Below are 418 nucleotides of genomic sequence, written 5' to 3' on the forward strand. Positions count from 1 at the left end.
TTGTAGAGGCCGGCGCCTGCCTGGTGGGCGGCTGCTGCGGCACCACGCCCGGCCATATTGCCGCCATGCGTGCCGCGCTCGATGCGCCTCCCCGCCCGCGGACGGCCGGTGTGCCCGCCGTTCCCGCCGAGCCCGATCGCTTCACGTCGCGCGGCGCCGAAAGCTTGCCCACCGCCGACCAGCCCACGCAGTTGGCCGAAAAGCTGGCCGCCGGGCACTTCGTGGTGGGCGTGGAGATGGACCCGCCCCGCGGCTTTAGCCCGCACAAGGTGCTGGCCGGCGCCCACCTGCTGGCCGAGGCCGGCGCCGACGTCATCAACGTCGCCGACTCGCCCATGGCCCGCATGCGCATGTCGGCCTGGGCCGTGGCCCACCTCATCCAGCGCGAAGTCCGCCTGGAGACCGTGCTGCACTTCCC

Annotated in this window: 1 protein-coding gene; it reads left to right on the forward strand. The window is 73.7% G+C overall.

The genetic code is table 11. The features are described 5' to 3' along the window. A partial coding sequence (locus tag I6F37_RS41815; RefSeq protein ID WP_225154643.1) for a homocysteine S-methyltransferase family protein occupies positions 1–418 on the forward strand: 418 nt, incomplete at both ends.

Origin of the sequence: Bradyrhizobium sp. NBAIM08 (assembly GCF_020193935.1) — a bacterium.
Lineage (GTDB): Bacteria > Pseudomonadota > Alphaproteobacteria > Rhizobiales > Xanthobacteraceae > Bradyrhizobium > Bradyrhizobium yuanmingense.